This window comes from Actinomyces sp. HMSC065F12 (assembly GCF_001814535.1).
Lineage (GTDB): Bacteria > Actinomycetota > Actinomycetes > Actinomycetales > Actinomycetaceae > Pauljensenia > Pauljensenia radingae_A.
Map to the genome: position 1 here is coordinate 1 of NZ_KV817028.1, position 26,816 is coordinate 26,816.

Sequence of the window (26,816 nt, forward strand, 5' to 3'; positions counted from 1 at the left end):
GCATCATGCGCCCCATCAAATTCATCCACACAACATAATATAAGGGTTGGAGTATCCCGTGTCTATACTCGGCATCCACTTCATCCGCGCGAATGAGGCCCCGCCAGTTCCGCGACCGCGAAACAGTGCAGAGCTATCGGGCAGTACCCTGTAACGGGTCCCCGGTTTTGTGAAAACTGCTGGCAGAGGAAAGCGGAGGAAAGTTAAGGAACGTGTGGGGCAATGCGTATTGAGAAGGCATCCTCGTACAGGGCGGCGACGGTGTCGGCCCCCTTGTCCCATGTCAGCTGCGTCGGCTGAGATGCAGCTGCATGCTGCAGGCCAGCCAACTTGTGTGGCTGGACTGCCAGGTCGAACAGTGCGCGTGCGATATCACCATCGCTCCCGGCCATCACGCCGTCCACACCGTCGGTACAGAAGTCAGCGATTCCGTTGCCGCTGCGGTAAATAACAGGCAGGCCGCTGGCGTGAGCTTCCAACGCAGCAATGCCGAACGCCTCGTGAACAACAGGGGAGACGAACACGTCAGCCTCGCGGTACGCATCGGCCAGCTCGTGAGCGGTTTTGCGTCCGCACCAGTGAATAAAACCGGAACCTGCCGTGCATCGTTCCAGGGATGAGCGCATCGGCCCGTCACCATACACGTTCAGCTCAATGTCAGCTCCACGACTGCGAGCAGCCCGCACGCATTCGACCAGCTGCGTGATGCGTTTGCGTGGTGCCAACCGCGTGGCTGTGACTGCGCGCAGAGGAGCGGATGGGGAGGTTCGCGATGCCTGGAATTCGCGTGTACTGTTCCACGGGTCAGTGTCGATGAAATTCGGCAGAACCCGCACCGATACAGGCCCGCGGGCGCAGCGTTCAACGGCCCGAGCTGCGCTGCTCGACACGGCGCTCAGAACAATGCCGGCACGCTGCCAGTCATCCAGCGGATTCGCCCACCCGTACCACAGGCGCTGATCGTCAAGCATGCAGTGCCACGTCACCACGCAGGCGATCTCATGGCGCGCGCAGATATTCGTTGCCATCCGCGCGAAAGGCGAAACCACGCCGGTGTGGATGTGTACCACGTCGAAAGTAGGAAGAGCGCGCGTGAGAGTCGCCCTCGCCAATGGGTTAATGGGAATGTCCCACGGTAGGCGCATCGTGAGGCGGCGAACGCGTACCTCGTCCTCAACTGACGTGTGATCGCCGCGTTCAGATCCAAGCGGCGTGGCAGTGATGACGGTGACGTCGTGCCCGGCAGCAGTGAGCGCTCGAGCCAGCCCCGCCACCTGCGTTTCAATCCCGCCCAGTCGCGGTGGGTAGCAGTCAGAGACGAGGGCGACTTTCACAGCTTCCTACAGTTCCATTTCCTCAACTGAACGCAGGTACTCGGACAGGCGGTTGGCAGCAGCAACCACTGACGGACCGTGCTGACGACCAGGCTGACGTCCCATGCGTTCAATCGGGCCGGACACGGAGATCGCGGCGAGGACGCGCCCAGATGGTCCACGCACCGGAGCTGACACTGACGCGACGCCGGCTTCGCGCTCACCTACAGATTGTGCCCACCCGCGGCGACGCACCTGTGCCAGCATCGTCGCGCTGAAGGAAGCGTTGTACAGGCCGCGGTGCATGCGGTCCGGCTCTTCCCAGGCCAACAAAACGTGGGCGGCGGATCCGGCTTTCATGGACAGTGTTGCGCCGACAGGAATGGAATCGCGCAGACCCATCGGCGGTTCGCTCGCTGCCACACACACGCGTGATTCGCCCTGGCGGCGATACAGCTGCGTGGATTCTTTGGTGTGATCGCGCAGTGCAATCAAAACGGGCATAGCGGCTGACAGCAGACGATCCTCGCCCGCTTGGGAGGCTAGTTCTTTCAGGCGCGGCCCCAGGACGAATCGACCCTGCATGTCGCGGGCCACGATACGGTGAAATTCGAGAGCTACAGCCAGGCGGTGGGCAGTGGGCCGCGCCAGGCCAGTGGCGGCGACGAGATGGGCAAGAGTGGCAGGGCCTGCCTCGAGTGTGTCAAGAACCAGCGCCGCCTTGTCGAGAACCCCGACGCCTGATGAAGATGCGTCGTCCATATAGTGATCCTCTCATCTCAAGTCTTGAGATTCAAAATCTGCAGACACGTGTTGTGTCTAACCATAGACACTGTTGACGTATTTATGCACCCAGTTCGACGGCGGTGCTGAAAATTCGCTGAATCAGAGGGAACTGACGGTGATGACACGCGTGAAGGAGGAATCATGAGCGGCACATTGGCTGAAAAAGTGTGGGCAGACCATGTTGTGACGAAAGGCGAGAACGGTGCCCCGGACCTTCTTTACATCGACCTGCAGTTGTGCCATGAAGTCACCAGCCCTCAGGCATTCGAAGGGCTGCGCCTGGCCGGACGCAAGGTTCGCCACCCTGAATTGACCATCGCGACAGAGGACCACAACACTCCGACAGTCAATATTGACCTACCAATCGCAGACCTTACCTCGCGCACTCAGATCAACACGCTGCGAGCCAACGCCGAAGAATTCGGCATCCGCTTGCACTCACTGGGAGATTCGGATCAGGGAATCGTGCACGTGGTCGGCCCGCAGCTGGGTCTGACTCAACCGGGTATGACAATCGTGTGCGGCGACTCGCATACATCCACACACGGTGCATTCGGCGCCCTCGCATTTGGCATCGGAACCTCTGAAGTCGAGCATGTCCTGGCTACCCAGACACTGCCGCTGGCCCCTTTCAAGACAATGGCGATCACGATCAACGGCACGCTGTCACCGAGTGTGACAGCCAAGGACATTATCCTTGCGATCATCGCGAAGATCGGCACAGGTGGCGGGCAGGGATACGTCCTCGAGTACCGAGGCGAAGCCATTCGCGCACTGTCGATGGAAGGTCGCATGACCATATGCAACATGTCCATTGAGGCCGGTGCGCGCGCCGGAATGATTGCTCCCGACCAGACCACATTCGACTATCTGAAGGGTCGCCCCCACGCGCCCGAGGGTGAGCAATGGGACGAGGCTGTGGAATATTGGTCCACACTGTATTCAGATGACGACGCCGTATTTGACGCCGAAGTGGTGCTGGAAGCTGAAGAGATCGAACCATTCGTCACATGGGGAACGAACCCCGGTCAGGGCGTCCCGCTGTCAGCAAGCGTGCCCGATCCGGAGAACATGGGTGACGCAGCCAGGCGGCATGCAGCTGAACGAGCCCTCGAATACATGGATCTGCGTGCAGGAACACCAATGCGGCAGATCCCCATTGACACTGTTTTCCTGGGATCATGCACCAACGGACGTATTGAAGACCTACGGGCTGCGGCGAAGATTATCAACGGGCGCCACAAAGCTGACGGCCTGCGAATGCTCGTCGTCCCAGGATCAGCGCGCGTGCGACTGCAGGCTGAAGATGAAGGCCTGGACAAGATCTTCAAGGACTTTGGAGCCGAGTGGCGAAACGCCGGATGCTCGATGTGCCTGGGGATGAATCCCGATCAACTGTCGGTCGGTGAACGCTCCGCCTCCACATCGAACCGCAATTTTGAAGGACGCCAAGGCAAAGGCGGACGGACCCACCTCGTCTCGCCACTGGTGGCAGCGGCGACTGCCGTGCGCGGAACACTGTCCAGCCCAGACGATCTGGAACCGCAGGCCTGACCGGAACGACGCGCGCGCCGTCCTTACGCGCAGCGCACGAGCCCCGGTCAGATAGCAGCCTACGTACCGGACCAGCAATCGTAGAAAAACACTTGTGGAAGAAGAGTGAGATGGAAAAATTCACCACCGTCAGTGGCGTGGGCGTGCCGCTCGAACGGTCGAATGTTGACACCGACCAGATTATTCCGGCCGTCTACCTCAAGCGCGTTGCCCGCACGGGCTTCGAGGACGCATTGTTCTCAGCGTGGCGCTCAGACCCGAACTTCGTGTTGAACAACCCGGCCTACGAACACGGGACGATCCTGGTGGCAGGCCCTGATTTTGGCACCGGCTCTTCGCGTGAGCATGCGGTGTGGGCGCTCAAAGATTACGGGTTCCGAGTCGTTCTGGCCCCCTCGTTCGCGGACATCTTCAGAGGAAACGCGGGCAAACAGGGATTGCTGGCCGGGCAGATCAGCGAAGGCGACTGCCAGCAACTGTGGAAGCTTCTACGCAACGAACCAGGCGTCATGATGACCGTGTCACTGGAGAACCGCACCGTGACATGCGGCTCGTTCACCTGCACGTTCGACATCGACGATTACACGGCGTGGCGTCTGCAAGAAGGCCTGGACGACATTTCATTGACGTTGCGCAACGAAGATGCCATCAAAGCGTACGAGGCGCGCCGCCCCTCTTTCAAGCCGCGCACCCTGCCGGTGCGGACCCTGCCGAAGGAAACAGTCGTGTCGGCTCGCCCCAGCGACGAGCAGGAGCAGTGAGAGATTCCTAGCAGTGCGCTCCCTGAGACTCCGTTGCGCACTCGACTGTCATAGAGTGAGACAATACGGATTCTTCCACGAGGAGCTTCAGATGACGTCGATACTTGAAGTTGAAGGGGGACACCCGCTCACGGGCAGCATTACCGTGCGAGGGGCAAAGAACTTTGTTCCTAAGGCCATGGTTGCAGCCCTCCTTGCGACCACGCCCTCTGAGCTGTACAACGTTCCGCTGATCCGTGACGTGGATGTGGTGTCGAATCTTATGCGCCTGCATGGTGCGCACGTCGACTTCGACCAGGACCGCGGCGTCATGAGAATTGACCCCTCGAACGTTGAAGTGGCTCAACGCTCTGACATCGATGCTCTGGGCGGATCCTCACGCATCCCGATCCTGTTTTGCGGCCCGCTGCTGCACCGCATGGGTGAAGCGTTCATCCCACAGCTGGGAGGATGCAACATTGGGGGACGCCCCATCGATTTTCACCTGCAGATCCTGCGCCAGTTCGGTGCGATTGTCGACAAACGATCCGACGGCATCCATATGTCACGGCCAGCCGAAGGGCTGCGCGGAACAGTCGTGGACCTGCCGTTCCCATCAGTGGGAGCCACCGAGCAGACACTGCTGACCGCGGTTCGTGCTGAAGGCGTCACGATCCTGCGCGGCGCGGCCGTTGAACCGGAAATCATGGATCTGATCAACGTGCTGCAGAAAATGGGCGCGATCATCTCACCAGATACCGACCGTTCCATCCGTATTGAAGGTGTCAAGGAACTGGTTGGATATCGGCACACCTCGCTGCCCGACCGCATTGAAGCAGCATCGTGGGGAGCGGCAGCACTGGCAACCGGCGGCGATGTGTACGTCCAGGGTGCGCGCCAACCCGACATGCTCACATTTCTCAACACCTTCAGGAAGGTCGGCGGCGCCTTCGACATCGAGAAGGAGGGTATCCGCTTCTATCATCCTGGTGGTTCTCTGCATTCGATCGCGCTGGAAACGGCTGTCCATCCCGGGTTCATGACGGACTGGCAACAGCCACTGGTTGTCGCCCTGACGCAGGCCGACGGGCTGTCCATCGTCCATGAGACGGTGTACGAAAACCGCTTCGGGTTCACTCAGGCGCTGCGCCAGATGAAGGCGAATATTCAGGTGTATCGAGAGTGCCTGGGTGGGACTCCCTGCCGTTTCGGTCAGCGTAACTTCTACCATTCCGCAGTGATTTCGGGACCGACGCCGCTGCAGGCAGCTGACATCACCGTGCCTGACCTGCGTGGCGGTTTCTCCCACCTCATCGCAGCGTTGGCTGCGACGGGAACGTCCCACGTGGCCGGCATCGACGTGATCTCGCGCGGATATGAGCATTTCCTGACCAAACTGCGCCAGCTGGACGCCCGCGTCCAGTACGTTGACAACTGAAGCGACTCCTCGGCAGTGCCCAAGAACCAAGCGGCACCGACAGCTCGGATTGAAGACGCCTTATTGACCGACCCCTGTGATTAAGCTGGTGAACTGTGAGCAGAATTCAAGGCCTGTACAAGAATGCGGTGGCGGCGGTTTCACCGATCATGCACACGTGGATCAACTTTGACGTCACGGGGGAAGAAAACCTGCCCGAATCAGGCGGCTTCCTGGTGACCCCGAACCATATTTCGAACACCGACCCGGTGTGCGTGGCGTTTGTCCTGGGTGAGCTGGGAATTCCGACCCGCTTCATGGCCAAGAACGAGCTGTTCAAGGTGCCGGTGCTGGGCGCTGTGATGAAGAAACTTGGCATGGTGCCGGTGCTGCGTAATTCCTCGCATTCTGTGGACTCGCTGGCAGGGGCCCGTAAGGCGCTCGACGCGGGTCAGTGCGTTGGCATCTATATTGAAGGCACTCTTACACGTGACCCGCAGTACTGGCCGATGCGTGGCAAGACGGGTGCTGCTCGCCTTGCCCTGGATACTCGCTGCCCGGTCATCCCGATTGCACAGTGGGGTCCCCAGGCGATCCTGGAGCGTTACTCGAAGGCGCTGGACATTCGTCCCGGGCGCAAAGTGCGCATGACAATCATGGAACCGGTCGACCTTTCCGACCTGTATTCCGATCAGGGATCGCAGGACCGCGAAGCGGTGGTGGAAGCGACTGAGCGCATCCAGAAGGCCATCACTCGTGGGGTGGAGGAACTGCGCGGAGAGAAGGCTCCTGAACAGCCGTGGGATCCTGACAAGATGCAGGGGCCAGCCAAGAAGACGCTGGGACGGTTCGGGCACTGGCGCAGGGGCGTCCAGGGACGCTGATTTCATTGCAATGCGGCGCCTGTGCCCCGTGTACTCATATCGACGAGGATGACTCTTCCGCCCGCTGCCCGCTGACCACCTGAGCGACGAGGCGGCTCATTTGCGTATGTCGATTACCACTCGCATCGGGTCTTCAAGAATTCCAATCTGATAGACGCGCTGTTGATCCATGCCGATCACAACATGCGTGCGCCCTTCAAATGTGCCGTCCTCAATGATCGACAGCGGCCCGATATTGAGCAGAGGAGGCCCCGAGTAATACACGTTCTGATCTTCTTCCTCCAGCGGCATGGCGGTGCCCTCAATGCCCACATCCAGGAAGGTGGCGCCGCGGATCTTCAGCGGCAATCCGCGTCCTTGCTCAAGAGGCTGAGCCGCACGGTCAACGTACCAGCCGGGTAGGCCCTCACCTGAAAATTCGATGACGAACCGGTAGAAGTTCTCATGTTCTCCTACTCGCATGTCATGGAAGATGAGCTGGCTGCCTTCAACAGGAGCGGATTCCTGATGAGTGGGACCGTCAATCCATTGATCGACGTTCACTGGCAACGTTGCATCTTTTTCGTCTGAGAGGTTCGCTTCCGGCTCATTGGGTGTCGCGGATGAATCCGTGTCGCTGCCGGAGTCGGAAACATCAGATTCATTCGGTGTCTGCGGCGTGTCGGGTGTGCTTTGCTGAGAATGCTCGCTGGCACCGGATGCTGAGGCACCCTCGTCAGGAGTTGATGAACAACCGGCGACAAGGAGGCTGGCTGCGGCAATCCCAGCTGCGACAGCAGGCAGAAAAGCACTGTCACGTTTTGATCCCTCGTTGTACGGTCCGGGCAGCACCATGATCACAATCTCCTTACAGGGCGTCGCTTATGCGCACTCGTGCGCATGTGGCAGTACCCAAAAGCTTATCTCCCATTTTTCGTACTTGTGGCTCAACCGCGATCTGAGTGCCCACGCAGTAGAGTTGATGTATGACACCTCACGCAACGACCGGCTACGACGCTCACTCCCACACGCCTCCGGCGGACAGCTCCGAGGAACGGGCAGGCGCACCTGAACAGCGCTTCACCCACGCCAGCGTGCTGGGCACCGGAGCATGGGGAACAACCTTCGCGCACATCCTGAGCCAGGCCGGCCTCACCGTGTCGATGTGGGGCAGGAACGAGGGCGTCGTCGACTTCATCAACTCTCATGAAAACTCAACCTACCTGCCTGGTGTCACACTGTCCGATGCGATTAACGCGACAACCGACATCCGGCAGTGCATTCAGGACTCGAACCTGGTATGCATCGCCGTGCCCGTGGGGGCGGTGCGCGCCACTTTGGAACAGGCCACACCCGCACTGGACCCCGATGCCACATTGCTGTCCCTGGCCAAGGGTCTTGAACTGGACACGCTGCGCACAGTCCATTCAGTGATCTGCGAGGCAACCGGCTTCGCACCGACCAGCGTGGCCGTCATGTCCGGTCCGAACCTGTCGCGCGAAATTGCCGACCGTCAGCCGACGGCAACGGTCGTGGCTTGTGAGGACATCGAGCGCGCCACGATGATCGCACGCACCTGCCACACGTCAACATTCCGCCCCTACGTGAGCGGCGACGTACTTGGATGCGAAATCGCCGGTGCTGTCAAGAACGTCATCGCCGTTGCCATTGGAGCCGCCGAGGGAATGGGCCTGGGAATCAACACGCGTGCCACACTGATCACCCGCGGCCTTGCTGAAATGACCCGTCTGGGTACGACACTGGGAGCCAGTGCCGACACCTTCGCCGGTCTTGCCGGTATCGGTGACCTTGTGGCGACCTGCTCATCGAAACTGTCGCGTAACTACTCGCTGGGTGTACGCATGGGGCGCGGAGCTTCCCTGGACGAAGCGCTCGAACTGTCTCCCGGTGTGGTGGAAGGTGTGCGCTCCGCACTTCCGATCCTGCAGCTGGCTCGCGCTCACGATGTGGATATGCCGATCACGGAGAGCGTGGTGCGCGTGGTCCATGACGGTGACTCCATTGAGCACATGGGTCAGATGCTCATGTCGCGCCCTCAGAAGATGGACGGGTGGCGCATCGAACTGCTGTGAACCGAGGCATCAGGGGGCGCCCTCGTCAATAAACGCGGCGGACGGCGGTAGGCTTAACGCCATGACGACTCAAGCCCGACCCCGTGTCCTCATGGTTTTTGGAGGACAATCAAGCGAACACGAGATTTCGTGCGCCACTGCCGCAGGGATCCTTTCAGCGATCGACCGCGACGTGTGGGACATTGTGCCGGTGGGCATTACGAAGGATGGCCAGTGGGTGCGCGTCAGTGACAACCCTGATGACCTTGAATTCCACGACGGACATGGGCACGAAGTCACCGCGACGGGCGCACATGTGGTGTGGGGGCCGCACGGACGCCTCTTTGAACTGTCAGACAGTGACGAGGGTGGCCAGGGCCTGCGGACGGCACGCGATCTGGGAGCAATCGACGTTGTGTTCCCGCTGCTGCATGGCCCCTACGGTGAGGACGGCACAATCCAGGGGCTCCTGGAGATGGTTGGCGTGCGCTACGTGGGATGCGGTGTGGCAGCTTCTGCGGTGTGCATGGATAAGCACCTGACTAAGACAGTGCTCAGCCAGGCTGGCGTAGACGTAGGGCGCTGGGAGTTGGTGACGGCCGAGCAGTGGTCGCATCACAAGGACGATGCGCACGAGCGGATCCGTGCCCTCGGATTGCCTCTGTTTGTCAAGCCATGTCGCGCTGGATCCTCCATCGGTATCACGCGTGTGGACCAGTGGGAGCAGCTGGACCAGGCGATCGAAGAAGCACACGCACACGATCCGCGCATCATCGTCGAATCAATGTTGCAGGGGCGCGAAGTTGAATGCGCCGTCTTGGCCACCCGCGCTGAGACAGGGGAGCGGGCTCCGGCTCGTGCCGCAGTTCTGGGTGAGATTATCGTGCCTGACGGCGAGTTTTACGATTTCAACTCCAAGTACGTGGACGCGGAAGCTGCCACGCTCAAGTGTCCTGCAGATTTAAAGAAGGCAGACGCCGACCGGATCCGTGATGTTGCGATCCAGGCGTTTGCCGCGGTGGGTGGTGAAGGACTCTCACGCGTTGACTTCTTCTTCAACGACTCAACCGGCGCCATTACCGTGAACGAAATCAACACCATGCCGGGGTTCACTCCCATTTCGCTGTACCCGCGCATGTGGGAGAGCTCCGGAGTGGATTACGGTCAGCTGCTCGATACTTTGCTGCGCGAAGCACTTGCACGCCCGCTTGGGCTTCGCTGAGATCCGATCGGGGTAATGTGGAGTCATGTCGAAACCGAAGGTAACGCTCGTAACGTCAGCGGAAATGCCTGACCTGTACACCAATGATGCCGGACTTCTTGATGCACTGGTCGACCGAGGTACCGATCCGCACATCGCAGTGTGGAACGACCCGAACGTGAACTGGGATGATGCCGGTGTCAGCGTCGTCCGCTCAGTGTCGGACTACGCCACTGACCGTGATGCCTTCATCCAGTGGAGCCGCTCGGTTCCACGTTTGCTCAACCACCCCGATGTGCTGGAGTGGAACTCGGATAAGCACTACATGATTGAGTTGGAGAAGCGTGGCCTTCCGGTGATTCCCACGATGTGGTTGGAGCCGGAACAGAACCTGTCGAAGCATCAGGTGCATGCACGTTTTCCCGCCTCGGGTGACTTCGTCGTGAAGCCGGCTGTGTCCTCGGGTGTGCGCGATGTGGGTCGGTACTCCGCCAACGACACGAAGCAGCGTCAGGCCGCGATCATGCACGCGATGACGATGCTGTCGGAGGGCCGTTCGGTCATGGTGCAGCGCTACCTGGAGGACATCGATATTCACGGTGAGATCTCGCTTCTGTTCTTCAACGGCCTGGTTTCGCACTCGGTTGAAAAAACCGCAATGCTGTCCCCGGACACCATGTCGGCACCTGTGTTCCGTGAATCAGTGGTCGAGGCGCGTGACGCGAGTGCCGAGCAGTGGCAGTGGGGCGAGTTGATCCGCTCCATCCTGCATTCCTATGTGCGTGATCGGATGGGCCGCGACGAGCTGTTCCTGTATAACCGGGTTGATCTTGTCCCCGACGGGCAGGGCTCGTTCAGGGTGATGGAAGTGTCACTGGTGGACGCGGACCTGTATCTTGCCTCGTCACCTGCCGCCATGAACAACTTTGCTGACGCTATTGCGATGCGCGCGTTTTGGTGAGCATTGTGGTGCTGCGGGCAGGTGCGCTCGCAAGATCCTGTGAGGGCGGCCGGCGTGAGCGTTGACGTCAGCTTTGATGAGTTTGAACAGATGGTGGCGCGTGCAGTCGATGAGATCCCCGAAAGACTGTGGCGAGCAATCGACAATGTTGCATTCATTGTCGAGGACGACCCACCCGAAGATTCACTGCACCTGTTGGGTTTGTATGATGGCGTGCCTCTGACTGAGCGCAGCGACTACGCCGGGATGCTGCCGGATCGTATCTTCATATTTCGTCGCCCCACCCTGGCCGTGTGCGACACGCTCGAAGAAGTCGAGGACGAGGTACGAACAACGGTCATCCACGAGGTCGCTCACTATTTCGGTGTTGACGACGAAGAGCTCGACCAGTGGGGGTGGGGCTGAGCGAGTCGCCCTCGTCTATTGTTTGGGAACAAGCAGAAGTGCGTGGTCACCGAATTCGTCGACGAGCAGGTGCCGATCGAAGATCCTGTACGTTTCGTCCGGAAGTTTAATCTGTGTCTTCCCATCAGTGCTGACGAGCTGATCGCCGGAATCAAGGCCTTTCACCAGTGCGAAGCTCCCATCGGCCGCTGATCCGCCGATATAGCCACTGCGGTCGATCTCAACACCAGTTGATGCGAAATAGCCATCATGGTCGTACTCGATCGTGGTGACCTTACCCTCGACATCTATGCTGGTAGGGCCGTCTTCTCGGTCGGGATAGAGGGCGCTCGTGGGCAGGACGCCGTGGACGACGGTTTCATAGAGATCGGGTGACGGGTTCCCGCTGAAGGTACCCATCTGCGTGCCGTCGTACGAGTAGATCGGAATCTCAGGTGATTCTTCCGGGTCGGCGCTCAGGCCGGCAATAATGTATCCGTCGCTGAACGGGTAGAAACCGTCGTTTTCTCCGAGTTTGACGGGATCTATTGTCGGCTTTCCTGTTTCAATGTCGAAGGCCATCGCCTCGTTGTCTTCGCTCTGGCACGCCACAGCTTTTTCGGCAAGCGCACAGTCTCCCAATCGTGTCTTTGCATCAGTGGACCACTTGGCGCCGGAGCCATCCAAAGCGAGTGCATAGATGTCGTCCGTGTCCCGATCACCGTACTCAAATCCAGCGTAAAGAATGTCGTCGCGCACGCCGATCACATCGATGCCAAAAATCGTGGCACCTTCAATATCGACAAGGTTCGTTCGTTCTCCTGTTGCGCCATCGAACAGGACTGCGTGGCTGACGTCGCCGTTATTGTCGTCTGTGCCGTAGTAGCAGACCACGTCGCCGCCGGGGGAGTGGCCCTTAGGTGTATCGCACCCTATGTATTTTTCTGTATCGCTCCACATGACTTTCCCGTCTGGGATACTGATGCCCTGAATCGCAAGGTGCTCATCCATATTCCAGACGACGTAGTAGGACGAATCGGGTGCTACTGCAAGAATCTTGGTTGAACCGTTTGTGTCATACGCGATTTCATCGAATCCATTGATGTAAGCAGGGAGGAGCCATCCGCCTTCGCCGCCGAGCACGGGAATCGGGTCATAGGTGGGAAGACTGCCGTTGCTGGAGGCTGTCGCGCCGGCGTTGTCGGCGTTGGCATCGCCGCCTCCGGTGCCGCCCCCGGAACAGCCTGCAATAAAGGCTAGGGAAATCAATGCGCCAAGAGCAATTGTTCCTGTGCGCCGGTGACCTGCATGTGCAAAATGTGGGATAAACATTGCAAGTGTCCTTCACAACGCTCTTTTTCGCATACTAACAGGCCAGGAACAGTATTGTGATGAAAATGGGACAATCACCGGCTCTGGTGGTTCAAGTGACTCTGAGGTGTCATCAATGAGTTCCACAGCGTTCACGGCAGCTTTACGAAGCAGGTTTGTGCCGGCGCCGTTCAGGACGTGTCCGATGCCACCATCGGAGGGGGCGTGAGAATTTTCAGGTCCGGCGTGAACTCTGATAGAGTAAGCATTCGTTGCACCGGTCGGTGCGGCAGTGGTGGCTGTAGTTCAGCTGGTAGAGCACCTGGTTGTGGTCCAGGACGTCGCGGGTTCGAGCCCCGTCAGCCACCCCCAGGGAAGCCCCGTAGCCTTGAGGTTACGGGGCTTTCGCTTGAATATGCGGAGTCTTCACCTGTTGCAAGCGGTGAGCTCGTTTTCGACCTGACGGATCGTGTCCTCAGGAAAACGGTCGGGTGCCTGTTCGAACAGGATGCGTGCAGACATGTGCGCTGACGCCGGATGTGCTTCCACGAATGCCAAAAGCTCAGGTGCCAGTTTCTGCAGGATCGCGCGTGCCTGAGGAACTGCCAGGAGGCGATCGACTCGCATGTCGATCCCCACTCGGCGTGTATCTGTATAGGACTTCCACGTCATCGCAGCACCCTCGAGCGAAAAGGGGGAGAAAATGCGCCGCAGGAATGTAACGGAAGCTTGGAACCACTGTGCAACCGCCTCATCTGTGCTTCCTGCTTGCCCGTTAGCCGTGTGAGCCTTCGCCAGGCTGAGACCGTGAGCACCCAGAAGGTACATGTGCGCCTCCACGGGCACGTTGTGCGCCATCAACGCGCTGACCAGATCAGTCGTATTGGCAGCGGGAACCAGGCCGTCGCTTTGAGTGGTGAACACGAATGTGGGAGGAGTGGATTCGTCAACGGAATCGACCACATCGAGGATCTCCTTACCCATCAAAGGGCCGAACTCGGCTCGCGTGACGGGGTAACCAAGGACGAGGGCGTCCGGTCGGTCGCCACGCGTCGTTGCAATGGATGCCGCCAGGTGGCCACCCGCCGAAAAGCCAACTGCAGCGATCTGATGAGGGTTGCTGCCATACTTACGTGCGTGTCGACGCACCCACTGCATGCATTCCTGCCCATCGTTGAAAGACTGCTCCCACGGTGCGTCCTGACCCACTGCGTAGCGGGCGACGAACGCGTTGAATCCTTCAGCTGCGTAGGCGAGCGCTACTGGCTCTGCTTCCCGGTCCGAGCAGAACTGGTAACCGCCGCCAGGGAAAATCAGGACTGCAGGGCGAAGACCTGTGGACAGCTCCTCGCTTGCGGACAGAGCATAGCCGGTAATTGTGGCACTGGGAGTGATTGCCTGGGTAAAGACATCCATGGTGGTTTCGCATCCTTGGGGTACAACGTGTGAACTGATCATACGCCGACTTTGTTGCAGCCAGTCGAGTCATTGGAATGCTCTGTGTGTTAGAGCAGTCCAGATGAGGGTCATCTGCGTATTGAATGGGATAGCCGAAGCGACAGGTGTGCCGGTTGTTTTCACCGAAAACACTTGTATTGTCTAGAGTTTGTATGATAGTGTGATGTGAGACATGATCTACCTCAGTGTCGTGACGGTAGAGCCAGTGCAACCGGACAGGATCGACGATGACTTTTTCAATGTCCCCTGAAGAAATGAAACAGCTGTCGAACGATCTGAACCAGCTGTTTTCTGCGTTCTCCACTGTCAAGACGCCAGCTCCCCCTGGGATCGGGGTGCTTGGTCAGCCGGAGCTGAGCGATGCATACGAAGCATTTTCCCAAGCCGCACAGACACGTGTTGGGGAAGTCGGGCAATGGTGTAACAAGACATCTGAGGCCGTTGCGACTGCCAGGAAGCAAAGTGAGCAAACGGACGGGCAATGGGCCCGGAGTTTCAGATATGACCCAGAACGTCAACACAAATTCAGGTCGTGATCGCCATGCCGCTCTTTTCTCTTCTTATCGGTGATATTCCGGGAGATGCCGCCGCCATTAACGCAACAGCCTCAGGTGTGGAAACCACCGCACAAGTGATGGAAACGAATACTCAGGAACTGGAAGGAATTCCTGGCCGAATACGTGCATGGGAAGGGGAAGCGCGCGAATCGTTCGACAGCGCGCATCAAGAGATTCGAAAACAGGCGTTGCATGTGGTGGACGGAATCGGCCAGGCAGGCGATGCCCTCGTAGGATATGGAGCCTCGGTTTCAGCGCTTCAACGAAAAGCCGACGAACTCCATCACCAGGCGCTCACAATCGATGCGCAAATTGATGCAGCTCCGCCCCTGGCGAAACTGCCAACGATCGTAGCTGTTGCGCGTCAGGGGAACGGGCTGCTGTCGGCATATCGTTCATTGCTGGATCAGGCGCAGGCTCTTGGTGCTGAATGTGCAGCACTGGTGCGTGAAGCACTGCATCTGGAGCCGGTCAACAGAGACGAATCAGGCAGTTATATCAGTGATCGCACCGCATTATCGGACGAAGAGCTCGAGGATATTCTCAGACAGCTCGATGATATGGGTTCCCTTGAAATGAACCAGAGGGGAATCGGAGACTGCTATTTCCTGTCGGCATTAATAGCTCTTAATGACTCGACAGAAGGGCGTGAGCACCTTCGGAACATGATCAAGCCCCATTACGATGAAAATGGAAAACTCGACGGCTATTTTGTGACGATCTATGATGATCCGCTTCATCGTGACGAAAGTCGGAAACGAACTGAATTCGTTGATGACGTATATGCGAGTGGAGCCCGTGGAAAAGACGGGAAAGCGAATGTGTATTCGCTGTTTGAGTCGGCCTATGGGCAAATGCATCAGGGCGGAACGATGCCTGGCAACAATGGCGGCATCACCGGTGGATGGCCTGGCCCTGCCACGAAGGAACTGTCCGGCGGGGACTATCACGTCATTGATAAGTCGAACGGCTTCCTGTTCTTCAAAGAAGGATATAAGCCCTGGGATCAGATGGAAGTCAGAGATGCGCTTGAAGCTGACAAGCCTGTTACTGCGGAGACAGCAACGACAAGCGGACAATTCCATCCGGACAGGAATACCGCCGTGGTCCATGCCACAGACTCCAGCGGACGGGACATCAACGTCGAACTTGTGGGACAGCACGCCTATCAGGTCAAGAGCGCGACAGCGGATACGGTCACGATTGTGAATCCATGGGGCCACAACTATCTGGAAGGTGGAGGAACAACTCCCACCGGTGAAATCACCATTTCCTGGGAAGACTTTGGAAAGTATTACGGCTCGATCGCGGTTGGAGATGGATATGCGAAGTAGACATGGGAGCAGGGGACAGGCCCTCCTGGCATGCGCTTTCGTAGTCGCGATGGGTGCCCTTGCCGGGTGCTCTGATGGAGAAACAGGACAAAGCGAGAGCCCCCATCAACAGTCGCAATCAGACTCAGAGCCAATCACCGGTGGAAATCACGGACAAAACGGGAGCAAGACTATAGTGTGTGACAACGGAATTGAACTGACGATCGGTGAGAATGCGCCGCTGTGGCTGGACAACGCCGGCAATTACACCGCGACGATCACTGCGCCGCAGGTACAGGATCACTTTATGCAGACATATCTGAATGCCGGAAGCACGCAGGGCGGTATTCAGGTAGTGCTACTGGCTGGAGATTCGGCAACTCTGGAATCCGTGGGGACTTTTACCCTGATCAGAGTCGAACCTACCACGAGCATTGGCGTAGACCCCAATGGCAGTGCCACTTTCTGCTTTGAACCCGACGAAGGGTTCCCCCTGGCTGACACCTTGCGTGAACTGGAACGCGGGCAGTCTGACTAACCCTTACGCACTCGCGTGCCGAGTGCGGTCTCAGCGGCGCCTAGCAGTTTCGAAGCCGTGAAGCCTTGTTGGCGCGGGCGCTTAGGCGGCGGCAGGTGATGCGGTTACGCGGCGTGGCCTGTGGCGGCCTGTCAGTCCATGTCGCGGAGCAAGAACCCACGCCACGACAAAAACAACTGTCAGCGTGACAACAATCGTCGCCCCCGTCGGCAGATCACTGCTCCACGACAGATACACGCCGATCAGCGAACACAGCGCCCCGATGGCAGGGCCAAGAAGCATCATCACGCCCAGGCGATCAGTGAGCAGACGTGCGGTGGCTGCCGGCGTCACTAGCAATGCCAGCACCAGAACATTTCCGATCGTCTGCACCGAAATGACAACCGTCAGCGAAATCACTACAGCCAGCAAGACGTCCACAGCCAGCGTCTGCACTCCGGCTGCGCGAGCACTTTCCCGATCCAGCCCAACCGCCAGGAAACGCTGATGCATCAGCGCAACCACAACCATGATCCCAGCGCTCACACCCAGAACAACGGGAACATCGGATGCAGGTATGCCGGTGATGGAACCGAATAGGAACTGCTGGAGCGAACCGGCGTAGCCAGGCGCCCTCGACATGATGAGCAGACCCAGAGCGAACGCGCCGGCAAACAGTACGCCGATGACAGAATCTTCCTTCAAACGCCGATTGCCCGACAGCAGAGCGACCAGCACCGCTGTGACGATGCCGGCGATCGCACCTCCCAGTACCAGAGATCCCTGAAGGACGAACGCGATGGCAAGGCCGGGGAACACAGAGTGGGCAACTGCATCACCCATGAACGCCATCCCTCGCAGCACAACGTAGGATCCGACAACACCGCAGACTACGGCGCAGCACACACAGATCAGAAGCGCCCGAGGCAGGAAAGCCAACAGGGGATTGTGCAGATCCTGCCAAAACTCGCTGAGCGTCAGCATGCGTCCTCCAGTCGTTCTGCCGGCAACAGGCGCAGCAGCGGGTTGTCGGAGCGAATGTGGAAGGCCTGCACCCACAACGTCGGATCAGCAAGCTCAGCGGCAGTGCCGTGCGCAATCACCGTGCGATTGAGCAGCAGCAGCTGATCGCACGTATGGAGCGCGGAGGCAATGTCATGCGTACTCATCATAATGGTGCAGCCTTCGCCGGTCAGCCGCTGAAACAGATCAGTCAGGAGTTCCTGGGTGGGCATGTCCAACCCCGTGAACGGCTCATCGAGGAACAGTAACTGCGGATTACCGGCGAGCGCCCGGGCAACCAGGACGCGCTGGCGCTGCCCGCCTGACAACTGTCCGATTGGACGGGAAGCCAGATCCGACAGCTCGACTCGATCCAGGGCGCGCGAGACGCGCTCATGGCGCTCGCGGCGTGCGATGGAATCGAAACGCCGCATCATGCGGAGCGTGCGCGATCCCTCGCCGGGGTGGAGGCGCGCAGCCATATCGACACATTGGCGCACGCTGATGGGGTACTCCCACGCGAATTCATGGCGTTGAGGAACGTACCCGATCATCGGCGCACTCAGATGCGTCCCTCCGGCTTGAACGCTGCCGGAGCTGATCGGCACCAATCCGAGCAATGCGCGCATCAGTGTGGTCTTGCCGGCACCGTTCGGGCCGATGAGACCGATCAGGCAGCCGGGAGGAACAGTGAAGCAGACATTGTGCAGAACCGAACGGCCCGCCAGTGACACATTCAGGCCCGACACGCTCAGCGCATCGCCTGCCGGTGACCTGTCCGCCGCAGCAGTTGGTACCGTGAGAGTCATGCCTATCGAGTGGTCCTTTCTGAATCCTGCGGATTGACGAGGGATGAGCCTGCGCGCTGCTTCCTGTGCGCCCTGCTCACAAGCCACGCCACGCCGGCACCAATCAGCACGACGGCTGCAATGATGGTGATCCACAGGGGAGCGGACGTATTCGAATCAGACACGTCCCGTGGCCCCTTCAGAGCCGACTGGTCCTGTGAGGAAACACCGGGCGGTGCCGATTCGGCAGTGGATGCAGAATTGTCGCCAGCTTGTTCGCCTGCTCTGGACTGGTCGGAAGCATTCTGAGAATCGGCAGGATCTGCAGTTGCGGGCACAGCCCTGAGGGCGTCGTGCGGATCAGTCTGGCTGCCGACAGCGACACGCATGACAGCCTGGGCCGTCGCGTCAGACGACGCGTTTCCTGCACCGTCGTCAGCTGCCACACGCAGATGAACCAGGTACACGCCCGGCTCAGAAAATACCCAATTAGCGTGCACATGAGTATTGGCTTCCATCCATACCTCACCGGCAGGTGTGCTGCCCGCTGATCCGTCAGCGCTGTTCGCCCCCGAATCCGCCAGCACACGCGGCGCTCCGAACGTACCGTCCTGCAGGAACAGCCACATGCGGCCCGGCCCCTCGACACGTTCAACCGTCATCGTGGCGCCCGTTCCCATGCGCTTCAGTGCCTCCGAATCCTGCGTGTTCCACCCGACCCAGGGCACATCGACCTGCTGAGTTTGCGGGATCACCCAGGCGCGCTTACCCTGCGCGCCTTCTAGAAAGGCGTAATCGTCTGTATCCGGCACATCCATCATGGACTCATCGCTCACGTGGATGGCAACCGAATCCAGGGTGCGCCACAGTGGTGTGGCAGCCGAATCATCGCGCGCCAGGATCTGCCACGTGCCGTCGATGACGCGCGGACCGATGTCAACGTGTCCGCGCGAAATCACGGTCGGATCAGTGGAAACGGGTTCATCTGCCTTAACCGTCTGATCCAGGGCAGGGTCAGCCTCGTCCATCGGCGCAGACAAGGCGGGCAGGGCCAGGCAGGCAGTGGCGGCGAGGGCCCCCAGGGCGGCACTGGTCAGGCGTGAAATCAGGGATTGTGTCACGGTTACTCTTTCGTTGAATCAGCAGGGCAGAGGCACTCGCGCAGCGAATCTGCATTCGCGCGCATCATGTCGATGTAGGTCGGGGCGCGTGAATCCAGCGTGTCGCCGTACAGAGGGCAGACTTTCACGCCTGATTCCTCTGCAATCGTGCGCAGCGGTGAGCGCCCTCGGGCCAGGTTCGGCTCCAGGAAAACGGCGGGAATCTTCAGGTCACTGAGCGCTGCCTGGAGTGCTTGGCGGTCAGCGAGGGATGGCTCTGTGGCCGGATTGGGAGCCAGGAAGCCCGCCACGTCCAACCCGTACGCGTCGGCAAGATAAGCGAACGCATCAGTAGTGGTGACCAGGTGGCGTCGTTCGGGCGGGATCTGCTCAATCGTCTGGGCCATATAGGTGTCCAGGTCAGCCAGCTCGTTGAGGTAGGCGGCGCTGCGGCGCTGGTAGGTTGCGGCCCCTTCGGGATCAGCGCGCATCAGTTCGTCGCGAATGACCTGCACGTATGCGCGCGCATTCGATACGTCGTGCCACAGGTGCGGGTCGATCTCGCCGTGCACATGCTTGCCGAGGACTGCCTGCGGCAGCAGGTAGATCGGGTCGCCTGGATGGCCGAGGAATCGGAAGCCATCTGCCGGAATTGAGGTCAAAGTGGAAGCCGGCACTGACAGGACGGCGCGATCCAGGTTGATCCGCTCCAGGCTTGAATCCCCGCCCGCGTGTGAATCAGCCATGAGGGTCACGTCACCGTGTTCCAGATCCACGGTCACATCCGCATGGCCAGAATCGACGACGGTGCGCCTTTCGTGCGCGGCGATTTCACCGGGGTCAATGCCCACAGCCACGACCAGCGTCCCACTGCGCAGGTTGCTGTCAGGCAGGCCGCGCCCGGGGCGGATGGTCGCTCCCAGCGTGAGGCGGTAGATCCCTGGCTTTGTGAAACCCCAGCTCATGTGCTGGTGCGCCTGGGCGGGGAGGCGCATCTGATCATTTGAGCATGCATGTGTCTGTGAAGTCTCTGTCTGCCCGCCCGCAGTAAAGGCGATGCTGGGCGCACCGAACGTGGTGGTCAGCCACGCGCTCGCCACCGATCCTTCGGGTAGGTCTGCGCCGGTGCAATACAGGGATATTTCCGATGCTCGATCCGCTCCGTATTTCTCCCCGCTGCCGCTTACCCGCATGCCGAGCCACACCGTATCCAGTGCGCGATCTTCGACCAGCGGGCGTACTTTCGCACCGTATGCCGCGGCAACTTCCGCGATGGACACCGAGCGTGCCTGGGAGGGCAGGTTGGCGTCGAGCGCGCGGATTATGGCATGTTCTTCGAGCAGCAGGTAATTCGAAAATGCCACGTCAGCGTAGGCGACGTCGCGGATGTCGCGCAGTGAGGGCTCATAGGTATGCGGATCTGCCCCATCGGGCACCAGTGCATTAACCGACACGCGCTCACCGCCGACCTGACGCACCAGGTCAGCCAGGATTCCTGTGGTTGTCACGACTTTGAGCGCGCCGGTTTGATCGGCACCTGCTTGCGCGCGTCCGATGCCGCTGCACGCGCTTATCGTGGCGACAGATGCCACAGTGACGAGGGTGACTACCGTGCGTGTCAGCAGTGCGCGCCCTGTGATGCGAAAGGTGTGTGCTGCAGCATGCAGGTGGGCTGGCCACCCTCGTCGTAATGTGTGGAACATGGCGATCAGCGGCATCTAGCGATCGCAGCGTGTGCGACGAGCAGCGTGGTGCATGCCCAGACCAGCCAGGCCCGCGATGAGCACAAGGCCGGCAAGAACCAGAAAGCTGTTGGCGCCGGTTGACGCTAGACTGGTGGCGTTTTCCGGCAACTCACATGCTTTTCCGGAGGGGGTGCGGCCCACGACTTCTGTGACGACGTGCTGGCCGTTCTCATCCACATGGACGCCTGAGGCTGCGAAAGCTGCGGCATTGGTGGGGGTGAGTGTCTGGCTGATGGTCACGGAGTAATGGCCAGGAGCTGTGAAGACCCAGTTCGGATGCGCGTGAGTGTTGGCTGGCAGTGTGAAGGAATCACCGGGAGCGGTGAAGATTTTTTCGCCTACTCCGCCGCCAAGTCCTCCGGAGAAGAAGACGCCCAGACGGCCAGGACCTTGCACATCCTCGAGTGCCCATCGCACCTGACCGGTTGTGGCGCCTGACAGTTCGGGGCGCTGTGAGTTCATGCCGAGCCACGGCACACCGCGTTGCTGTGTGGAGCCGATCATCCACACGGGCTTTCCTGCGGTGGTGAGGAATGACAATGCTGAGGGTGCTTTGAGATATGCGGCGCCTCCCACGGCAAACGTCAGGCTTGACGGATTGACCCACGATGCGGGCTGAGCGCGATCGTCTTTGAGCAGTGCCACGGCACGCCCGTTCGAGATGCCGACGCCGAGGTCGAAGTGTCCATCGGTCGCATCTCCTGAAGCGTTGGGGCCTACCGAAAAGTGCAGGGTTGTTGTGGCGACTGTGGAATCACCGTGGGGAGCAGATTGTGCCTGCGCAATCTCCGCTTCGGTGGCGGGGCGGGTGATTTCGGTGGCAATGCACTTCTCTGGTTCTGCTTTCGCGGCTGGTTGTGCTGCTGAGCCATTGTGTGCTGGTGAGTCTGCGTGCGGTTTCGAGACGGCGGCTGGCGAGTCAGGCTGTGCCTGTGAGCCAGTTCCCGTCTGTGAACTGCTTTCCGTTTGCGTGCCGTCGCCTGACTGCGTGCCGTCACCTGACTGCGTGCCGTCGCCTGACTGCGTGCCGTCACCTGCCTGCGCGTCGTCACCTGCCGGGGAGGTGCTTTCGTCCCCTTCAGGGGATGTCGGTGTCGTGGCTGCCTCGCCCTCGCCCGGCTTCGAGCCAGGTTCGTCAGTGCCCTGTGAATCTGAGGCAGGCTGTGCATGTCCTACGACGATCGTGTACGTATGTGGGGTGCTGTGAACCTGGGTGCCATCGGTGCGCGTGGCCCGCGCGGTGACCTTGAGCGTGTAGGTGCCGGCATGTGTAAACAGCCAGTTGACGTGCGCATGCGCCAGATAAGGCTGCTCGATAGTGGAGCCGGCAGGATCCAAAGCGAGGGACTTGTCGGTCAGTACTGACTGAGGCGCACCGAAGGCTGGTGTCATCCACGCTGCGATGTGACCTCCCTGGGGACCTGAATACGAAATGTCGAAGTTCGCGCCCGTGTAGGAATCTCCCAACGCCAAAATGTCCCATCCCGGCCACAGCAGGTTGAAATCCTGCTTTTGCGGAAGCACGTACGCCTCTGGTGCACCGGGCACACCTGCATCGGATGGAATCGCTGTTTTTGCAGCTTCCTTGACGACGAATGTGACATCTTCAGGGGCGTGACGGACGTCTGTGCCCGTAACGTCTTCTTTCACGTCGAGGTCGATTCCACCTGAGGAGGTGGTACTCAGGTGAAACATATCGACGTGACCGTGATCAAGGGTGAGTGTGTCGGATGCCGGGGACGGCATGGCGTTGCTGAGTGAGGCGACCACACTGAGCAGTGCTGCTGCCGCAAGGGCTTTGGCGCTGCGGCGCCGAGCAAGCGTGCGTAAGAAGCGCATTGGACCTCCTGTCAAGAATGATTATCAATACGCACAACACTAACATAGTGAAAATCAATCTCAAAAGGGTGGGGCGTCTAACAGAGCACACAGAACAGTGCACACAGAACAGCGCATAAGGAATCGGCCTCGCGTCGAACGCGAGGCCGATTCCGTTACGACAGGGAACGGCGGAACTACTGCGCTGTCCGCGACAGGTCGGCATTCATCGGGTCAACTGCGCGCGAGCGCGTCACCAGTTTATGTCCGCCCCAAATGGCGAGGAAGAAGAACAGCCCGATATAGATACCGATGAACTTGATGACGGAGAATTCGCCGGCAATCACGTCGAGGGACTGACCTACCACAACGATCGCACACATCGCCAACGCAATGAGCGGACCTGCAGGATAGAGCAGAGCGCGGTAGGGCAGATCCTTCGGATCCTTCCCCTGAGCCTTATATGCGCGACGGAAACAGAAGTGCGACCATGCGATTCCCATCCATGTGATGAAACCGGCCAGGCCGGACGCGTTCACCAGCCAGCTGTAGACAACGCCGGAACCGACGCGAGATGTGGCGAAACATGCCGCGCCGATCAGGCACGTAGCGGCCAGAGCTGCCAGGGGAACACCGTGTGAGGTGACACGACCAAACAGACGAGGCGCCTTACGCTCCTTCGCCATTGAGTAGAGCATGCGAGTGGCGACGTAGACACCGGAGTTTCCTGCAGACAGAATCGAGGTCAAAATGACCGCATTCATTACACCTGCAGCACCGGCGATGCCGGCTCGCTCAAAGAGCAACGTGAAAGGTGACTTCGTGACGGCCTCGGTGAAGCCTTGTGCGGTGGAATCGTCCGCACTTGCGCCCTGCAGCAGCGACGGGTCGGTGTAGGGGATGAGGAAGGCAATCACCAGGATCGCGCCGATATAGAACAGCAGGATGCGGAAAAAGACCGCTCGCGTAGCCCTGGGAACGTTCTTCTCCGGATCTTCAGTCTCGCCGGCTGCGATGCCGATCATTTCTGTTCCCTGGAATGAGAATCCGGCGATCATGAAGACCCCCATGATTCCCCAGAAGCCGTTGACGAAGGGCGCCTCGCCAATCTGCCAGTTAGTCAGGCCGGGCGATTCGCCTCCCAGGATACCGACGATCATCAGCACACCCAGCGCCAGGAAGATCAAGACGGTCACGACTTTGATGGCGGCGAACCAGAATTCAGATTCACCAAAACCGCGCACACTGAACGCGTTGAGGGTGAACAGAATCAGCAGGAAGACGCCGGACCAGATCCACGGTGGAACTTGATCCGGCGGGAACCAGTACTGCATGACGATGGTGGCGGCAACGAGTTCGGCTGCCACCGTGATCGCCCAGTTGTACCAGTAGTTCCATCCCTGCGCGAAGCCGAAAGACTTGGAGACGTAGCGCGTCGCGTAAACCTCGAACGCACCGGAGGAGGGGCAGTATGTGGCCATCTCGCCCAGTGACTGCATGAGGAAGAAGACCATGACGCCGATTGCGCCGTACGCCAGCAGTGCGCCACCTGGCCCTGCGCCGGTGATGGTGCCACCTGATGCGACGAACAGGCCCGTTCCAATTGCGCCTCCGATGGCGATCATGTTGAGGTGGCGAGCCTTGAGGTTGCGTCGAAGGTGTGGATCGGCTGTGCCGTGGCTGCCAGTTTTTGGCGTCGCAGCAGAATCAGACATACGTTCCCCCTCGTTGAGTAAGCAGTCAGTCGAGAATCAGCAAAGAAGTCGACTGTCACCATGCATGTGAACACGGTAGGCCAAAAATCGCCCTCGTGGAAAAGTGTTCGTATGGTGGATACCTTGCGCAAGGTCGGATGAACGGCATCCAAATAGCGAAACTTACTGATAGGTATGCATAATCATGCGGACGTCGAGGGTTGCGCACGCTGGCGCCGTTTGAGGGTGGTAGCAATGCTTCGCGCGCCGTGAATCTGGCGTGATCGCTTGCAAAAGTGGGAGAGTACTTGACAGGGTAAAGGCATGAAAACCACACGAAAACTGGCATTTGTCCCTGCGATCGCGTTGGCATTCACTCTCGGAGCCTGCAGTTCCCAAAATGACCCCGCACCAGTTGAATCTGAACCCACGTCAACTACTACGACGAGCGAGGCAACTCAGTCTTCCTCGGACGATGACCGTGATGATGATGCTGATGACACCGCCGAATCTGGAGATGACGATCAGGCCTCTGCGGCATCAGGTGTTTCATCCAACGAGCAGGCTCTGGCGGCTGTGGCGGCTGCTGAGGGCGTGAACGGTGGCCGCGCCTATTCTCTGGAAACCAACGACCAGCGCTCCGAGTGGAAAGTGAAGGTTGTTGAGGGTAATGAAGGCCGTGTCTACGTCATTGATCAAAGCGGCAATGTCGTGCGAAACGAGATCGACGACGACTTTGATGAAGACGACAAGCATGTTGCGGATGCTGGAATCATCTCACTGGCCGATGCGGTCAAGGCTGCCCTGGCCGAGCGTCCCGATGGCTACCTCATATCTGCTGACTTCGACGACGATGACGACAACAAGTTCTACTTCGAGGTTGAACTCGAAAACGAAGCCGGGGGAGACTTGGCCGAATTCGACATCGACGCTGAAAGTGGCGCTGTGACAGTTGAGGGTTGATGCAGGTGAGCTGGAGATGATGCAGCGCATGTAGTCTGCGGAAAGTATGAGCTCGGGCCCACCGCTGTTGAAGGCGGTGGGCCCATTTCATGCCTCATTGACGAAGTGAGGCATGCAGCGCCCGTTTAACGATGAATTCATGATCGCGGTGGCAGCCGACTTTGAATCGGTATTCGCCCGCGTGCGTGAAGCCGAAACGCTCATAGAAATGCTGCGCGCGGTCGTTGCGTGACCAGACGCCCAGCCATAAGGCGTCCGGCTGACGCTCAAGAAGCCAGTCGACGGCGATGAACATGACCTGTGTACCTAGGCCTGAATTCTGCAGGCCTTGCCTGACATAGAGCCGCTTAATCTCCCCGTCGCCGGAGCGCACATCAGGGTGGGGAAGTGAGCATGGCCCGGCAAGCACATACGCGACCGGTTGAGAGGTCTCCTGCGCGTCGAGATTAGTGTCTCCACCAACGCCCGCATCGAACGCCAGCCAGACGGCGCATTGGGGGTCAGTGAGCAGCGATGTGAGCGCGTCGGGCGAATAGGTCGATTCGAGGAAGTTCTGGAGGTCATCGGGCGCGTACAGAAAACCGAAGGTCTGTGTAAAAGTCGTGATGGACAGTTCCTGCAGTGCGGAAACGTCAGCGCGTGTGGCCCTGCGGATCGTGAATGGCCGGGACTGGGGCGCGTCGGTAGGGATGCTCATGTTCCTACGGTATTGGTCATAGCGTGATGCTCGCGCACGCGTTCGCGACCACGCACTATGGTGTTCCCTTGGGGGAGTTACTGTCCGTCGATCTTGTCGAGCTGGGAGTTGAGTCGCTGCACTTTCCCGCTCATCTCATCTGAGTGACCGGGGCGCAGGTCTGCTTTCAGCACCAGTGAGACCCGAGGGCTGACTTCGCCCACTGCTTCGCAGGCGCGGCGAATCACTGGCATGCATTCATCCCATGTGCCTTCGATGGTGGTGAACATCGAATTGGTTTCGTGGGGTAGGCCGCTGTCACGAATGACTTTGACGGCGCGCGCCACGATATGCGCCATCGAACCGTCAGGGCTGTCCGTCGTGGACGGGGAAATTGAAAAGGCAAATAACATGCCTTGAGGATATCGTGAAGTGCCGCTCGAAGCGTGCGTATTGCCCGCTTCAGAAGACCGCGTGCCTTCCGTTTTTGCCGCAGTGTCAGTGACGTCCTCACGCGCCGAACGAGGGGGCGACCCTGTTTTTTGTTGTTTGTCTGGTTTCAATACATAGTTGACAGGTGTGT

Annotated in this window: 24 protein-coding genes and 1 tRNA gene; 12 read left to right on the forward strand and 13 right to left on the reverse strand. The window is 59.4% G+C overall.

What is annotated here, in order from left to right; genetic code table 11:
* Positions 1 to 203 precede the first annotated feature (203 nt).
* Positions 204 to 1,334, reverse strand: coding sequence for a glycosyltransferase family 4 protein (locus HMPREF2975_RS08405; protein ID WP_070727037.1), 1,131 nt, complete (start codon positions 1,332 to 1,334; stop codon positions 204 to 206).
* A gap of 6 nt (positions 1,335 to 1,340) precedes the next feature.
* Positions 1,341 to 2,075, reverse strand: a complete 735-nt coding sequence (locus HMPREF2975_RS08410; protein ID WP_070727039.1) for an IclR family transcriptional regulator — start codon at positions 2,073 to 2,075, stop codon at positions 1,341 to 1,343.
* A 165-nt stretch (positions 2,076 to 2,240) separates the two neighbouring features.
* Between HMPREF2975_RS08410 and leuC the strand changes: the two genes are divergently transcribed.
* From leuC to HMPREF2975_RS08430, 4 genes are all read left to right on the forward strand, one after another.
* Positions 2,241 to 3,653, forward strand: a complete 1,413-nt coding sequence (gene leuC, locus HMPREF2975_RS08415; protein ID WP_070727041.1) for a 3-isopropylmalate dehydratase large subunit — start codon at positions 2,241 to 2,243, stop codon at positions 3,651 to 3,653.
* A gap of 110 nt (positions 3,654 to 3,763) precedes the next feature.
* Positions 3,764 to 4,414, forward strand: coding sequence for a 3-isopropylmalate dehydratase small subunit (gene leuD, locus HMPREF2975_RS08420; protein ID WP_070727043.1), 651 nt, complete (start codon positions 3,764 to 3,766; stop codon positions 4,412 to 4,414).
* Positions 4,415 to 4,505: 91 nt separating this feature from the next.
* The gene (murA, locus tag HMPREF2975_RS08425) at positions 4,506 to 5,831 is read left to right on the forward strand and encodes a UDP-N-acetylglucosamine 1-carboxyvinyltransferase (protein ID WP_070727045.1); all 1,326 of its coding nucleotides are present in this window, start codon (positions 4,506 to 4,508) and stop codon (positions 5,829 to 5,831) included.
* Positions 5,832 to 5,926: 95 nt separating this feature from the next.
* Positions 5,927 to 6,694, forward strand: coding sequence for a lysophospholipid acyltransferase family protein (locus tag HMPREF2975_RS08430; RefSeq protein ID WP_141757377.1), 768 nt, complete (start codon positions 5,927 to 5,929; stop codon positions 6,692 to 6,694).
* A gap of 96 nt (positions 6,695 to 6,790) precedes the next feature.
* Here HMPREF2975_RS08430 and HMPREF2975_RS08435 read toward each other — a convergent pair whose 3' ends face one another.
* A complete protein-coding gene (locus HMPREF2975_RS08435; RefSeq protein ID WP_070727047.1) occupies positions 6,791 to 7,528 on the reverse strand; it encodes an AMIN-like domain-containing (lipo)protein in 738 nt (245 codons plus the stop codon).
* Positions 7,529 to 7,659: 131 nt separating this feature from the next.
* Between HMPREF2975_RS08435 and HMPREF2975_RS08440 the strand changes: the two genes are divergently transcribed.
* From HMPREF2975_RS08440 to HMPREF2975_RS08455, 4 genes are all read left to right on the forward strand, one after another.
* Positions 7,660 to 8,766 (forward strand): NAD(P)H-dependent glycerol-3-phosphate dehydrogenase, encoded by a 1,107-nt coding sequence (locus HMPREF2975_RS08440; protein WP_083314492.1) that lies wholly within the window; start codon positions 7,660 to 7,662, stop codon positions 8,764 to 8,766.
* A 61-nt stretch (positions 8,767 to 8,827) separates the two neighbouring features.
* Positions 8,828 to 9,967: a D-alanine--D-alanine ligase family protein gene (locus HMPREF2975_RS08445; protein WP_070727049.1), complete on the forward strand. Its 1,140-nt coding sequence runs from the start codon at positions 8,828 to 8,830 to the stop codon at positions 9,965 to 9,967.
* 25 nt (positions 9,968 to 9,992) lie between these two features.
* Positions 9,993 to 10,907, forward strand: a complete 915-nt coding sequence (locus tag HMPREF2975_RS08450; protein ID WP_070727050.1) for an ATP-grasp domain-containing protein — start codon at positions 9,993 to 9,995, stop codon at positions 10,905 to 10,907.
* A gap of 54 nt (positions 10,908 to 10,961) precedes the next feature.
* The gene (locus tag HMPREF2975_RS08455; protein ID WP_227469349.1) at positions 10,962 to 11,312 is read left to right on the forward strand and encodes a metallopeptidase family protein; all 351 of its coding nucleotides are present in this window, start codon (positions 10,962 to 10,964) and stop codon (positions 11,310 to 11,312) included.
* Between the two features lie 15 nt (positions 11,313 to 11,327).
* Here the strand turns inward: HMPREF2975_RS08455 and HMPREF2975_RS08460 are convergent, their stop codons facing one another.
* Complete coding sequence (locus tag HMPREF2975_RS08460) at positions 11,328 to 12,623, reverse strand: hypothetical protein (RefSeq protein ID WP_070727052.1); 1,296 nt, start codon at positions 12,621 to 12,623, stop codon at positions 11,328 to 11,330.
* Positions 12,624 to 12,897: 274 nt separating this feature from the next.
* Between HMPREF2975_RS08460 and HMPREF2975_RS08465 the strand changes: the two genes are divergently transcribed.
* Positions 12,898 to 12,970 (forward strand) — tRNA-His (locus HMPREF2975_RS08465).
* Between the two features lie 58 nt (positions 12,971 to 13,028).
* Here the strand turns inward: HMPREF2975_RS08465 and HMPREF2975_RS08470 are convergent.
* Complete coding sequence (locus HMPREF2975_RS08470; protein WP_193600031.1) at positions 13,029 to 14,018, reverse strand: alpha/beta hydrolase; 990 nt, start codon at positions 14,016 to 14,018, stop codon at positions 13,029 to 13,031.
* Between the two features lie 583 nt (positions 14,019 to 14,601).
* Between HMPREF2975_RS08470 and HMPREF2975_RS08480 the strand changes: the two genes are divergently transcribed.
* Both HMPREF2975_RS08480 and HMPREF2975_RS08485 read left to right on the forward strand, forming a co-directional pair.
* Positions 14,602 to 15,951, forward strand: coding sequence for a C2 family cysteine protease (locus HMPREF2975_RS08480; protein ID WP_141757379.1), 1,350 nt, complete (start codon positions 14,602 to 14,604; stop codon positions 15,949 to 15,951).
* A 175-nt stretch (positions 15,952 to 16,126) separates the two neighbouring features.
* Entirely contained in the window at positions 16,127 to 16,468 is a 342-nt protein-coding gene (locus HMPREF2975_RS08485) for a hypothetical protein (RefSeq protein ID WP_070727060.1), read from the forward strand.
* Positions 16,469 to 16,549: 81 nt separating this feature from the next.
* On the opposite strand, the gene HMPREF2975_RS08490 is transcribed toward HMPREF2975_RS08485, so the two are convergent.
* From HMPREF2975_RS08490 to HMPREF2975_RS08515, 6 genes are all read right to left on the reverse strand, one after another.
* A complete protein-coding gene (locus tag HMPREF2975_RS08490; protein WP_070727062.1) occupies positions 16,550 to 17,431 on the reverse strand; it encodes an anchored repeat-type ABC transporter permease subunit in 882 nt (293 codons plus the stop codon).
* Positions 17,425 to 18,258: an anchored repeat-type ABC transporter ATP-binding subunit gene (locus tag HMPREF2975_RS08495; protein ID WP_058236342.1), complete on the reverse strand. Its 834-nt coding sequence runs from the start codon at positions 18,256 to 18,258 to the stop codon at positions 17,425 to 17,427. Before HMPREF2975_RS08495 ends, HMPREF2975_RS08490 begins: the two co-directional genes overlap by 7 nt.
* Before the next feature lie 2 nt (positions 18,259 to 18,260).
* Entirely contained in the window at positions 18,261 to 19,358 is a 1,098-nt protein-coding gene (locus tag HMPREF2975_RS08500; protein ID WP_058236343.1) for a choice-of-anchor M domain-containing protein, read from the reverse strand.
* Between the two features lie 2 nt (positions 19,359 to 19,360).
* The gene (locus tag HMPREF2975_RS08505; RefSeq protein WP_227469350.1) at positions 19,361 to 21,055 is read right to left on the reverse strand and encodes an anchored repeat ABC transporter, substrate-binding protein; all 1,695 of its coding nucleotides are present in this window, start codon (positions 21,053 to 21,055) and stop codon (positions 19,361 to 19,363) included.
* Complete coding sequence (locus tag HMPREF2975_RS08510) at positions 21,056 to 22,921, reverse strand: TIGR03773 family transporter-associated surface protein (RefSeq protein WP_070727063.1); 1,866 nt, start codon at positions 22,919 to 22,921, stop codon at positions 21,056 to 21,058.
* Between the two features lie 176 nt (positions 22,922 to 23,097).
* Positions 23,098 to 24,615 carry an amino acid permease gene (locus tag HMPREF2975_RS08515; RefSeq protein WP_058236345.1) on the reverse strand — a complete coding sequence of 506 codons (1,518 nt, stop codon included), beginning with the start codon at positions 24,613 to 24,615 and terminating at the stop codon, positions 23,098 to 23,100.
* A 303-nt stretch (positions 24,616 to 24,918) separates the two neighbouring features.
* Between HMPREF2975_RS08515 and HMPREF2975_RS08520 the strand changes: the two genes are divergently transcribed.
* Complete coding sequence (locus HMPREF2975_RS08520; RefSeq protein ID WP_058236346.1) at positions 24,919 to 25,557, forward strand: PepSY domain-containing protein; 639 nt, start codon at positions 24,919 to 24,921, stop codon at positions 25,555 to 25,557.
* 94 nt (positions 25,558 to 25,651) lie between these two features.
* On the opposite strand, the gene HMPREF2975_RS08525 is transcribed toward HMPREF2975_RS08520, so the two are convergent.
* Together HMPREF2975_RS08525 and HMPREF2975_RS08530 are read right to left on the reverse strand one after the other, a co-directional pair.
* Positions 25,652 to 26,254 carry a GNAT family N-acetyltransferase gene (locus HMPREF2975_RS08525; RefSeq protein WP_082628481.1) on the reverse strand — a complete coding sequence of 201 codons (603 nt, stop codon included), beginning with the start codon at positions 26,252 to 26,254 and terminating at the stop codon, positions 25,652 to 25,654.
* Positions 26,255 to 26,331: 77 nt separating this feature from the next.
* Positions 26,332 to 26,646, reverse strand: a complete 315-nt coding sequence (locus HMPREF2975_RS08530) for a thiamine-binding protein (protein ID WP_058236347.1) — start codon at positions 26,644 to 26,646, stop codon at positions 26,332 to 26,334.
* Between the last annotated feature and the right edge of the window lie 170 nt (positions 26,647 to 26,816).

Coding starts and splice junctions, on each gene's coding strand:
- HMPREF2975_RS08530 (WP_058236347.1), bottom strand. CDS start 26,646: ATGTTATTTGCCTTTTCAATTTCCCCGTCCACGACGGACAGCCCTGAC.
- HMPREF2975_RS08440 (WP_083314492.1), top strand. CDS start 7,660: ATGACACCTCACGCAACGACCGGCTACGACGCTCACTCCCACACGCCT.
- HMPREF2975_RS08515 (WP_058236345.1), bottom strand. CDS start 24,615: ATGTCTGATTCTGCTGCGACGCCAAAAACTGGCAGCCACGGCACAGCC.
- HMPREF2975_RS08470 (WP_193600031.1), bottom strand. CDS start 14,018: ATGGATGTCTTTACCCAGGCAATCACTCCCAGTGCCACAATTACCGGC.
- HMPREF2975_RS08520 (WP_058236346.1), top strand. CDS start 24,919: ATGAAAACCACACGAAAACTGGCATTTGTCCCTGCGATCGCGTTGGCA.
- HMPREF2975_RS08480 (WP_141757379.1), top strand. CDS start 14,602: ATGCCGCTCTTTTCTCTTCTTATCGGTGATATTCCGGGAGATGCCGCC.
- murA (WP_070727045.1), top strand. CDS start 4,506: ATGACGTCGATACTTGAAGTTGAAGGGGGACACCCGCTCACGGGCAGC.
- HMPREF2975_RS08510 (WP_070727063.1), bottom strand. CDS start 22,921: ATGCGCTTCTTACGCACGCTTGCTCGGCGCCGCAGCGCCAAAGCCCTT.
- HMPREF2975_RS08450 (WP_070727050.1), top strand. CDS start 9,993: ATGTCGAAACCGAAGGTAACGCTCGTAACGTCAGCGGAAATGCCTGAC.
- HMPREF2975_RS08410 (WP_070727039.1), bottom strand. CDS start 2,075: ATGGACGACGCATCTTCATCAGGCGTCGGGGTTCTCGACAAGGCGGCG.
- HMPREF2975_RS08505 (WP_227469350.1), bottom strand. CDS start 21,055: ATGCCGCTGATCGCCATGTTCCACACATTACGACGAGGGTGGCCAGCC.
- leuD (WP_070727043.1), top strand. CDS start 3,764: ATGGAAAAATTCACCACCGTCAGTGGCGTGGGCGTGCCGCTCGAACGG.
- HMPREF2975_RS08525 (WP_082628481.1), bottom strand. CDS start 26,254: ATGAGCATCCCTACCGACGCGCCCCAGTCCCGGCCATTCACGATCCGC.
- HMPREF2975_RS08435 (WP_070727047.1), bottom strand. CDS start 7,528: ATGGTGCTGCCCGGACCGTACAACGAGGGATCAAAACGTGACAGTGCT.
- leuC (WP_070727041.1), top strand. CDS start 2,241: ATGAGCGGCACATTGGCTGAAAAAGTGTGGGCAGACCATGTTGTGACG.
- HMPREF2975_RS08490 (WP_070727062.1), bottom strand. CDS start 17,431: ATGCTGACGCTCAGCGAGTTTTGGCAGGATCTGCACAATCCCCTGTTG.
- HMPREF2975_RS08495 (WP_058236342.1), bottom strand. CDS start 18,258: ATGACTCTCACGGTACCAACTGCTGCGGCGGACAGGTCACCGGCAGGC.
- HMPREF2975_RS08445 (WP_070727049.1), top strand. CDS start 8,828: ATGACGACTCAAGCCCGACCCCGTGTCCTCATGGTTTTTGGAGGACAA.
- HMPREF2975_RS08460 (WP_070727052.1), bottom strand. CDS start 12,623: ATGTTTATCCCACATTTTGCACATGCAGGTCACCGGCGCACAGGAACA.